6 protein-coding genes are annotated in these 11,864 nt (G+C 63.1%); 5 read left to right on the plus strand and 1 reads right to left on the minus strand.

Annotation, left to right across the window (positions count from 1 at the left end):
• The first annotated feature begins 141 nt into the window (after window positions 1-141).
• On the plus strand, window positions 142-1,587 hold the full coding sequence (locus VFW04_01035) for a multicopper oxidase family protein (GenBank protein HEX5177887.1): 1,446 nt from the start codon (window positions 142-144) through the stop codon (window positions 1,585-1,587).
• Between the two features lie 145 nt (window positions 1,588-1,732).
• Complete coding sequence (locus VFW04_01040; GenBank protein ID HEX5177888.1) at window positions 1,733-2,314, plus strand: hypothetical protein; 582 nt, start codon at window positions 1,733-1,735, stop codon at window positions 2,312-2,314.
• Window positions 2,315-2,980: 666 nt separating this feature from the next.
• Here VFW04_01040 and VFW04_01045 read toward each other — a convergent pair.
• On the minus strand, window positions 2,981-3,325 hold the full coding sequence (locus tag VFW04_01045) for a hypothetical protein (protein HEX5177889.1): 345 nt from the start codon (window positions 3,323-3,325) through the stop codon (window positions 2,981-2,983).
• A gap of 464 nt (window positions 3,326-3,789) precedes the next feature.
• On the opposite strand from VFW04_01045, the gene VFW04_01050 reads away from it, so the two are divergent.
• The 3 genes from VFW04_01050 (at window position 3,790) to VFW04_01060 (ending at window position 11,843) form a co-directional block, all read left to right on the plus strand.
• Window positions 3,790-6,513 (plus strand): UPF0182 family protein, encoded by a 2,724-nt coding sequence (locus VFW04_01050; GenBank protein HEX5177890.1) that lies wholly within the window; start codon window positions 3,790-3,792, stop codon window positions 6,511-6,513.
• 56 nt (window positions 6,514-6,569) lie between these two features.
• A complete protein-coding gene (locus VFW04_01055; protein HEX5177891.1) occupies window positions 6,570-9,863 on the plus strand; it encodes a hypothetical protein in 3,294 nt (1,097 codons plus the stop codon).
• Window positions 9,864-10,913: 1,050 nt separating this feature from the next.
• Entirely contained in the window at window positions 10,914-11,843 is a 930-nt protein-coding gene (locus VFW04_01060) for a Fic family protein (protein ID HEX5177892.1), read from the plus strand.
• Window positions 11,844-11,864: the final 21 nt, after the last annotated feature.

An 11,864-nucleotide genomic window follows, 5' to 3' on the forward strand; every position in this document is an offset into this window, starting at 1 on the left:
CTCTGGATCAGGAGAGTCCTGGTTCGAGCCCAGGAGGGGCAACTGAAATGGCCCGACCAACGCCGCTTGGGGTCGGGCTCTTTGCTGCCTGCCGCTAGGAGCGCTGGACTTTTCCACCGGAGAGCCGTACCCTGGTGCCCCATGCGCACTGTGGACGCCGTGCTCGCCGCGGCGATGGTGCTGCTGATCCCCCTCGACGCTCGGTTCGCGTCAATGGCCACTCGGCCACAGCCGGGCCACGCGACCGCCCCCGACACCCTTCGCCAGCCACCCACACTGCGAAATCGCTCCACGGTGCCCGGGTTGGTGGACGTCGACCTCACCGCCGCGCCGGCACACCTGCACCTCATGCCTGGTGGTCCCCTGGTCGACGTCTACGCATACAACGGCATGGTGCCCGGCCCGACGCTCGAAGTGCGCGAGGGAGACAGCGTCGTCGTCCACTTCCACAACCACCTGCCCCAAACCACCACCGTCCACTGGCACGGACTGCATCTTCCCGCGAGCGCAGATGGGAGTCCCCTGTTCCCAGTCCCGCCGGGATCGACCTACGTGTACACCTTCCGAATCCCGGCGGGATACGCGGGAACCTACTGGTACCACCCGCACCCTGAGGCCCGGTCGTCGTACCAGGTGGCAAAGGGGCTCTTCGGCGCAATGATCGTCCGCGCGCGCGACGATCCGCTTGCGGCGCTCGGCATCCCCGACAAAGTGCTCATCCTCTCGGACAATCGTTTCGACGCACACGGTGCGATCTCATTCCCCGACTCCGGATCCATCCAAGCGGAGGTCGACCTCGAGAACGGACGCGAAGGAAACGTGCTCATGGTGAATGGCCAGGTGATGCCCACAATCCAGATCCGTCCGGGTGGTGTGCAACGTTGGCGGATCATCAACGCGTCAGCCTCACGCGTGTATCGGTTGTCGTTGCCGGGAGCGCAGCTCATTCACGTGGGAAGCGATGGCGGCCTGTTCGCGCACCCGGTGCTAATCCACGACGTCGTGGTCGCCAATAGCGGACGTATCGAAGCACTGGTTCGAGGCGGATCGATGCCCGGCGAGCGCACGCCGCTCAATGATCTTCCGTACGACCGGTACATGCCGCAGACACGACCCGCCGACTGGGACAGCACACGGTCACTGCTGTCCCTCGTCGTGAGCCACGCGCCGGCCGCGCCGGCGATTCCCATCCCCACCCTCCTTCGCTACGTGCCTCCGCTGGACACCACGCATGTCGCGATGCGCCGCGTGATCGTGATGTCGCAAGGGATGATCGACGGACGAAAGATGGATGCGAATCGCGTCGACCTGCACGGTCGCCTCGGCACTACGGAGATCTGGGAAATTCAGAACGTCGTCGGCATGGATCATCCCTTCCATCTCCACGGATTCCGATTTCAGGTGCTCGACCGGGACGGTGTGCCGGAGCCGTTTCCGAGCTGGAAGGATCTGGTGAATGTGCCCGGTCACTCCTCGCTGCGGATCGTCGTGCACTTCGACGATTTTCCGGGGAAGTGGATGTACCACTGTCATATCCTCGACCATGAGGACGAAGGGATGATGGGGGTTCTCGAACTCAACTTCTAGGGGGAGGCCGCCAATGACGCGCTCGCGCATGTCGTCCCGCTGGATCCTTGCATCGATGCCGCTTTTCGCGGCAGCAGTTCTCATTGGCGCACGCGCCGCCAAGTCCGGTCGGGTGGCCGGTCCCACACCGCCGGACACGTCCGCGATGGCTCTGATAGCACGCGGCCGTCAAGGCGTGCTGTCCCATGGTTGCGGCGGCTGCCACGGCGGCTTGGATGATCCGTCCGCGCCGGGATGGCTTGCCGGAAAGATGTCCGACGACCAGGTGTTCGCGGTTGGCGCGTGCAACGTGGTCCATCCCGACGCCAAGCCTTGCTTCAAGACGTACCCGCGCAACCTCACGCCCGACAACGAGACCGGGCTCGGACGATTCACCGAGCGCCAGATTTTCAACGCGCTTCGCTATGGTCTGCGCCCCGAGGACACGCCGGATGTCGACATCACGTCGATGACACCCGGCCAGGGAAATTTCCCGGCGCATCCGCGGTACCTTGCGCCTCCAATGCCGTGGCCCGACTGGCGACACATGGACGATGCCGACCTCTGGGCCATCGCCGCCTACCTCAAGCGCGCCGTCAAGCCGGTTCACAACCGCGTGGTGGAGAGCGAAGGTCCGCCGGACTTCTGGGCGAGCGCGTATGGCAAGCTCGCCGGCCCGTATCCGCCCAAACCGTTCCCAACCGAGAATGAGCGCGCGCCGGTCCAGAGTGGAGCGCCTAACCAGTAAGGCGGAATCGGCGATGGCGCATCATCGTACCACGAGGTTTGGCCGCACCGGCTGGCGGTGTTATAACGACGAACTCAGCTCGACACGGAGCGAAAGCAGAACGACCACAGTGCGAGTTGCTCGGCGGGTCGGACCTGGCAGGCATTCTACGACACTCTCGGCGTGAAACTCCGGCAGCGGACGTCACGGCCTCGCGATTTGGCAGCGAGTTGCTTGATTTTGAGTTCCTAACGGGCCCCTTTGGATCAGGCGAGTCCTGGTTCGAGACCAGGAGGGCCAACTGGAAGCGGGACGCTGCATTACGCGGCGTTCCGCTCTTGTATCGTGCCGCGCGACCAGCTTGTCGGCGAGAGAATGAACGCGACCAGCCTCCGCTCGTTAGGCGTAAGGAAGCTGTCCTAGTCAGAATCGCCGCTGACGTGACGCCGTGCGCATGCCGTAACGACCAGACATCCAACGACGAAGACAAGCAAGCTGCGTCCGAACCCGAGTTCGGGCGCAAGTTGCGTTAGACGCCATTCACCAGCGAACGTACGCATCGGACACGATTTGCGGAGGCACATTTGAGCCCGCGCCGCCGCATTGGCCGCGGCTAGAGTTGTGACGGTACTTGTCGGTCGCAAACCACTCGTCGACGCAGCTTCGTTGCTGCGTTAGGCCGGATGGCTAGATGTCCCGATACCCCTCGGGCACTACGTGTGGCTGGAGGATCGCCAGGAAATTGTGGAGCGCCCTGAGCAGGTTCGGATACTTGTGCGCGACGCCGATCTGCACGCGCACCAATTTCAGCCTCACGTCCGTCACCTGGTTGATCGCCGCGATGAGCGACTCCACGGCGAGCTTCACATCATGCAGATGCTCTTCCGTCTGCTGATTCCGGTAGACCCACAGCCGGTCGTGGAAGTGTTCGAACGCCTTGTACGCGCGGATCGGGAAGTGGGGCTTCCGATCGCGCCACCACTCTGGAGACACGCCTGGGTGGTCGGCCTCCCAATTGCTCAGATCACTCATGGCTTGACGCTAGCACGATCGGCCGCGGATGTCCAATGCGTCGCCGCTCGTGGGCCTTGGCCGTAGCACACGCCGGTCTGCGAACCCACGTTGCCGGACGGAGACCAGAGTCACTGTGCCGACAGCCCGCGACAACTGAAGCTGCCTGACGACACGACAATTTCAGTCTCCTCGAAGATCAGCGAACGAATCTATCAGGGCTGAGCGGCGCAAATCGGATAGGCGCCACGACATCGCATGGTGGCGGCGTTGTCCTTTGTGATGGCCAGGCACGTCGACCGTCATGTCACGACACCAGCGGTCGCTGTGTTTGGTGTTATCGACACCAGGGCCGGGTCCTAACGTCCGCCGGCGGGTCACGCAGAAATTGGTGCAAAACCGGGCTTTGTGCCATGTTGTACGTCATGACCATGCCTTTCGATATCCGATCCGGCCGCATCGGACCCCGCCCACCCGTGCCACCCGTGGCGCGACGGGTCATGTTCGCCATCGTCGCCGCCGCCCTGTTCGTGTTCGTCGTCATACCGTGGCTCGTGAGCTTCGCCACCGACTGGCTCTGGTTCCGCCAGCTCGGGTTCACGACAGTGTACGTGACGTCGCTCACGTGGCACATCGTCCTGTTCGTGCTCGGCGGCGTCGTCTCCTACGCGGTGCTCGCGGGCAATTTCCGGCTCGCCGCGCGCCGCACCGGGAAGGCACCCACGCTCTACACGCAGCGCACGTCACAGGAACTGGTGGATGTGTCCGGCCTGATCATGCGGCTCTCGTGGGTCGTACCGTTAGTCATCGCGTTCCTGATCGGCGTCTACATGGCGGCCAACTGGATGACCTACGTCCAGGCATTCCACGGCGCGCACGTTGGCACATCCGATCCGCTCTTCGGACGGGACATCAGCTTCTACATGTTCCGCTTGCCCGCCCTGTCCGATGTGTTGGGGCTCGCGGTCGTGCTCGTGATCTTGTCGCTCGTCGGCGCCGGCGCCGTGTACGCGCTGCGCGGCCAGATCCCGCTCGGCTCGCATCACGGGCCCGCCGACCGCGGGGCCGAGGTGCATCTCGCGGCGCTCGCGGCCGTGCTTGCGCTGCTGTTTGCCGCGCAGCTGTGGATCGTCAACACCTCCGAGCTGCTGTACTCGACCACCGGTCCGTTAGTCGGCGCGAGCTATACCGATGTGCACATCGTCCTGCCGGCCACACGGCTGTCGGCCATCGTCGCGCTGATCGCCATGGGACTCGTGATTTACGGCGCGGTGCGCGGCCGGACGCTCCGGTGGCTGGCGATTGCAGCGATCCTCTATGCCGCTGTCGGCATCGTGGGCCGAGGGATTCTGCCGCTGGCGGTGCAGAAGCTGGTCGTCGTGCCGAACGAGTTGGACAAGGAGACGCCGTACCTCCGGTATCACATCGCGGCGACGCGCGCCGCCTGGGGACTCGACGATGTGCAGACGCGCTCGTTGAGCGGCGAGGCGACGCTCACCATGGCCGACATCAAGGCCAACGTGCCGACCATCAACAACGTGCGGCTCTGGGAACGCGATCTCCTCCAGCAGACCTTCAAACAGCTGCAGGAAATCCGCACGTACTATGACTTCATGTCGGTGAACGACGACCGCTACGTCATCGACGGCGACTACCGGCAGGTGCACCTCTCGGTGCGCGAGCTCAACTCGTCGTCTCTGCCCACGCAGACGTTCATCAACAACCGGCTGACTTTCACACACGGCATGGGCATCACCATGGCGCCCGTGAACCAGGTGACCGACGAAGGGCTGCCGGTGCTGTTCATCAAGGACGTGCCGCCCGTGTCGACCGTGAACATCAAGGTCACGCAGCCGCAGATCTACTACGGTCAGGCCGCGGAGCAGTACGTGTTCGTGGACACGAAGCAGAAGGAGTTCGATTACCCGTTAGGCGAACAGAACATCTACACCTCGTATTCGGGCACCGGCGGGGTCCCGGTCGGCTCCTTCCTGCGCCGGGCGCTCTACGCCATGCAGTTCGGGTCGCTGCAGATCCTGTTCTCCGACGACATCACCGGCGCCGCACGGATCATGTACCACCGCAACATCATGGACCGTGTTTCCACGGCGCTGCCGTTCCTGTCGTTCGACAGCGAGCCGTACATCGTCGTCACCGACGATGGCAAACTGAAATGGGTCCTCGACGGTTATACCACGAACGGCGGCTATCCGTACGCCAAGCCGGTGCAGGACATCGACTACATGCGCAACAGCGTCAAGGTGACCATCGACGCATTCTCCGGCGCGCTCACGGCGTACGTCATCGACCCGAATGACCCAGTGATCCGCACGTACGAGAATATTTTCTCCGGGATCTTCCAACCGATGTCGAAGATGCCCGCCGACATCAAACGCCACATGCGCTATCCCGGACAGCTGTTCCGCATCCAGGCCGCGCTCCAGGCGACGTACCACATGGACGATCCGGTTGCGTTCTATCACCGCGAGGATCAGTGGGACATTCCCGAGCCGGAGCAGCAGAACAATGGCACGCCGTACATGCGGCACATGATCATGCGCCTGCCCGGTGAGCAGAAGGAGGAGTTCATCTACATGACGCCCTTCACGCCTCGCGGGAAGGACAACCTGGCAGCGTGGATGGTGGCGCGCATGGACGGCGCGCACTACGGCCAGCTGATGGTGTATCGGTTCCCGAAGCAGAGCCTCGTGTACGGACCGAAGCAGATTGTGAACCGCATCAATCAGGACACCGACATCTCGCGCCAGATCACGCTGTGGGACCAGCGCGGTTCGGAGGTGATCCGCGGCGAGCTGTTGGTCATCCCGATCGAGGAGTCATTGATCTACGTGCAGCCGCTTTTTCTGCGTGCGGCGGGCGGATCGATTCCCGAAATGAAGCGGGTGGTAGTGGCGAGCGGCGATCGCGTGGTGATGGGCGAGACGCTCGACCAGGCGCTCGACGCGATGTTCGGCAACGGCGCGACGATCGCGGTGTCGGCGCAGCAGGCGGAGGGCACGGCCGCCGCGCCGCCGCCTAACGGCAAGGCGCCGGCGCCATCCGCGGGCGTCGCGTCGCTGATCGAACAGGCGCAGTCGCACTACGATCGGGCGATCGCCGCGCAGCGCGCCGGAGACTGGTCGGCATACGGCAAGCAGATCGACTCGCTCGGCGCCGTGCTCACGCAGTTGCGCTCGCATCATCCATAGTTAGTGATTGCCGCTGTTGCTCGTTCCCGCCCACATCCATCCTCGAGGTTCGCTCGATGTCGCGCTCCATCCGCACTGCCCTGCGCCTGGCCACGGCCGTCCCGCTCCTCGTGGCCATCGCTGTCTCGGCGCACGCTCAGCAATCGAAATCACGAGCCAGGAAGTCAGAGAAAGCTGCGAATGCGGCGGAGGCGGCCAACGGCGCCGCCCCCGACTCTGCCTTTCTTGCGACGCTCAAGTGGCGTTTCATCGGCCCCGAAGGCAATCGCACCGACGCGATCGCGGGCGTGCCCGGCGATCCGAACACGTACTACGCCGGCGCCGCAAGCGGCGGCGTTTGGAAGAGCACTGACGGCGGAGCGCACTGGACGCCGATTTTCGACGATCAGCCGGTGCAATCCATCGGATCGATCGCGGTCGCGCCGTCCGATCCCAATGTCGTGTACGTCGGCACCGGCGAGCCGTATTTGCGGAGCCACGTGTCGGTCGGCTGGGGCATGTTCCGGTCGACGGACGCCGGCAAAACATGGTCGCGCGCGGGACTCGAGAACACGGGACGCATCTCGCGCATCACCATCGATCCATCCGATCCCAACCGTGTATACGTCGCGGCACTCGGCACCACGTACGGTCCGGAGGCGGATCGCGGGGTGTTCCGCACGACCGACGGCGGCAAGACGTGGGAGAAGGTGCTGTTCGTGAATGATTCGACGGGCGCGGTGGACGTGCTGCTCGACCCGAAGAATTCGCGGACGTTGTACGCGAGCACGTGGCAGATCGCGACGCACACGTGGGGCCGCGAGAGCGGCGGCGCGGGCAGCGGCATCTGGAAGTCGACCGACGGCGGGACCACCTGGTCACGCCTAACGGGCCACGGCCTCCCCACTCGGCCCGTCGGCAAAGTGACGTTAGGCTTGAGCCCGGCCAACACGCAGCGCATTTACGCGCAGATCGAGACCGGCGACGGCATTCCGTGGCACGGCGCGCCCACCGATACCGGGCGTCTGTGGCGCTCGGATGACGCCGGTGCCTCGTGGAAGCTCATCAACAGCGACCTGCAGCCCATGGGGCGCACCGCGTACTACTCCCGCATGGACGTCATGCCCGACAACGCCGACGAGGTGTACTTTCTGGCGTCCGACTTCACGAAGACGCTGGACGGCGGCGTCACCATGATCGATCTGCAGGGCGATCAGTTCCCGCGCGGCGATCACCACGACATCTGGATCGATCCGACTAACGGAAACCGGTTCGCCGTCGCGCACGATGGCGGCGTGGCGATCACGATGAACCGCGGGAAGAACTTTCTGCGCGTGCAACTGCCCATCGCGCAGGTATATCACGTCACCGTGGACAATCGCGTTCCCTACGACGTGTACGGCAATAAACAGGACGGGACGTCGTACATGGGGCCGAGCAACTCGAAGCTCGGCGCCGACGGCGGGATCTGGCGCGGCGAGTGGCGCAGCGTCGGCGGCGGCGAGAGCGGCTTCGCGATTCCCGATACGGTCGATTCGAATCTCGTCTGGTCGAGCGCGTCGGGGTCCGGCGCGATCGGCGGCATCGTCGTTCGCTACAACGTGGCCACGCACATCATCAACAACGTGGAAGTGTGGCCCGAGAACGTCGCCGGTGCACCGGCGGACATGGTGAAGTACCGCTTCGTGTGGAATTTCCCGCTCATGATTTCGCCACACGACCACAACACCGTGTACACGGGCTCGCAGGTGCTGCACCGCACGACCAACGGCGGCCAGAGCTGGGACGTCGTTAGTCCCGATCTCACGCGCAACGACACGTCGAAGCAGGGCATCTCCGGCGGCCTGACGCCGGACAACATCGGCGTCGAATACGCCGACGTCATTTACTGGATCGCCGAGTCGCCGCTGGCGAAGGGCGAGCTGTGGGTGGGCACGAACGACGGGCTCGTCCAGTTGTCGCGCGATGGCGGCAAATCCTGGTCTAACGTCACCAATTTGCCGAGCGGGTATCCAAAGTTAGGCACAGTGTCGAGCATCGAGCCGTCGAGGTTCACACCGGGCACCGCGTACATGGCGATCGACGGACACCAGGTGAACGACTTCGATCCGTGGGTCTACCGAACCACGAACTGGGGCAAGAGCTGGACGCTGATCACGCGCGGCATCGCCAAGTCGCCGCTGTCGTACGCGCATACCATTTACGAGGATCCGGCGAGAAAAGGTCTGCTGTATCTCGGGACCGAAGGCGGCATGTACGTGAGCTTCGATGCCGGCAACAACTGGACGCCGCTGCAAAGCGGGTTGCCGCACGCGCCGGTGTACGGTGTCACGGTGCAGCCGCACTTCCAGGATCTGGTGATCGGCACGTACGGCCGCGGCTTCTGGATTCTCGACGACCTATCGCCGCTGCACCAATGGAACGCGCAGCTCACCGAGAAGCCGCTCGCGCTGCTCGAGCCGCGGCCGCAGTATCGATATCGTGAGGTGGCCGAGCCGGCGACGGAGCTCGATGACATCGTTGCCGGAAAAAATCCGGCGGACGGCGCGACGCTCGACTTCTGGCTCAAGACGGCGCGCAAAGACAGCACCGACAGCGCGAAGGTGACGATTGCCGACAACTCGGGCGCCGTCGTGCGCACGATGAAGGTGAGGCCGCACGTGGGGCTCAACCGCATCCAGTGGGATCTATACGGCGATGCCACGAAGGAGGCGAAGCTGCGGGCGAGTCCGTTAGGCCAGAACTGGTTCCAGGTGAAGGCGTCGGGCATTCCGGCGCCGGACGTCGGGCGTTTCGCGCTACTCGAGCCGCCCGGCACGTACACGGTCACTGTTGCCGTCGACGATCTGCACGACACGCAGAAGCTCACGGTGCTCCAGGATCCCGCATCGGGCGGCACTGAGCAAAGCATTGCCGCGCAGGCAGCGCTCACGCGCGGGCTCTACGCCGACATCAACGACGTCGTCGATCAGATCAATGCGATGGAAGTGGTACGGGCGCAGCTCGCGGGGTTGCACACGCTTGCCGGCAACGATTCGACGATGGCGGACGTTCGGAGCGCGAGCGATTCGCTGCGCGACAAGTTGGTGAACGTCGAGCAGCAGCTCTTCCAGATGAAGGTGACGGGTCGCGGACAGGACGACGTCCGCTGGCCGCCGATGTTAGCGGAAAAGTTGATGTACCTGGCGGATGAGGTCCAGCGCTCCGATGCAGCGCCGACGGATCAGGCCAAGCAGGTCGCCGAGTTGCTTCACGGGCAGGTGCAGACGATCAAGGGGCAGGTTGCACAGTTTCTGAAGACCGACGTCACAGCATTCAACGACAGGATGCGGGGGCGGAACGTGCACCCGATCGTCGGCGAGCGGCAGTAGCGGAAGGCTGGGCTGCGGCAGGTCGATACGGCAGTGAACGCTTCGGATCGAAGACAAAGCCCACGAGTCGCCGAATGAGAAGTTAGGTCGGTCCGGGCGCGGCGGGAGAAGCCGGATAATTGGGCGCGACTGGAAGCGGACGCGGTGGTGAACCGCGTCCGCCTTTTTTCTTCTTCTATCCGGGACGCAAAGTTACACGTTGTAGCTTTGCGCCGGGTTTCCGGTGCGGGCTGGTTGTGGCCTCCAGGCAGGTAATGAAATACGGCGATCAGCCGTATTCCTGGCCGATTCTCCATATAATTCGGCTAGTTTATGGAGGATTAGGAGGAACGCCTTACTTTTACGGATATTCTCCGTATTTTGTGGAGAAGTAATTCAGACGTAGCTGGCTAAGCTGCGTGCCCGAACGCCTCCGCGTCGGGGGATCTTCGGGCACGTGCTGTCGAGCTTGTATCTAACACCGCGATATCGGACCTCATGCCGAAAAGAAGTCGCGTTGCTGTCGCCAGAGAGCGCGAAGAGGTTCTCGAGACCCTGAAGGCGTTTCCTGATGGCCTCAGGCAAACGGAATTGCGCGCAGCGCATCATTCGCGGACGGGCCATCTCGTTGCGTACAGCACATTGGGTCGCCGACTCAAAGAACTTGCGAAACAGGGGGTTGTGACCGCGAGTCACGAGGGTCGAGATCCCCATTATGTCGCTGTGTCCACGCCGCCGGAGGTCCTATTAACGCCCGAGAACGGCGACACAAGATCAACCGCCAGTTCATCCGCGAGCGGCGCTAAAAAGGAATACTGGCTTCCGCCCAACGAGAACGCCCGCTCGAATCCGACAGCCGAGATTCCCTTATCGAGGGAGGCTGCGGCCGTCTTGGCGTTGATACGACAGCACCGCAGCCAGAGACTGCCAGTTACATATCGCGCGCAATTCCTTGATGGTTACGACCCGGGCCGTACGTGGTATATCCCAACGGCGGCACGACAACGTCTAACGCAACTTGGCACAACAGCTTTCGCGGGACAGCCCGCTGGAACGTACGCCCGGGACATAATGCAGCGCCTCGTTATCGATCTGTCCTGGGGATCGAGCCGATTAGAGGGAAACAAGTACAGCCGAATCGATACGGAAGAGTTGATCAGCGCGGGACGCGAACCTGAGGGTGCATCGGACATCGATCGCCAGATGATCCTCAATCACAAGGCCGCCATCGAGTTCTTGGTGGAGAACGCGGAGGAAATCGAGTTCGATCGACGTACCGTCCTGAATCTGCACGCGCTACTCGCGGAGAATCTGTTGGACGATCTGGACGACGAGGGTCGCCTACGGTCTCGTCCTGTTGCGATCGGCACTTCGGTTTACACACCTATCGCGATCCCTCAGCTTATCGACGAGCAGTTCGACAAAATTCTTGCGAAGACACGTGCGATACCGGACCCGCTAGAGCAGTCCTTCTTTGTCATGGTCCACCTCCCATACCTGCAGCCATTTCGAGACGTCAACAAAAGGACGTCGCGCTTGGCGGCAAACATCTCCCTCGTCAAAGCGAACCTGTGTCCGCTCTCCTTCGTAGATGTGCCGGAGCAGAGCTACACGGAGGGCATACTGGCCGTTTACGAGCGCACCGACGTCGCCCTGCTGCGAGACGTATTTGAATGGGCCTACGAACGGTCATGCGGACAGTTCGCGGTTCTCAGGGAAGCAATGGGGCGGCCGGACCCAATACGACTGAACTATCGGGCGCAACTCCGCTCGATTGTTGCCGAGAGTGTCATCGAGCGTGTTTGGCCGAGCGACACCGAACTCAACGCGAAAGCTGCCGCATCTGGTGTGCTCGAGACGGACCGCGACGGATTCGTCGCGGCTGCTCGCCGTGATCTGATCGCATTACGAGCAGACATTCTTGGGCGGTATCGTCTACGACACAGCGAGTTCATTGCTTGGATCACGGCAATTGGGGACGCACGGAAGAGCTCCCCTTGACGACGCGTTCTGGCACTGCCT

Source organism: Gemmatimonadaceae bacterium, assembly GCA_036273715.1.
In the GTDB taxonomy this organism is placed as follows: Bacteria; Gemmatimonadota; Gemmatimonadetes; order Gemmatimonadales; family Gemmatimonadaceae; genus JADGGM01.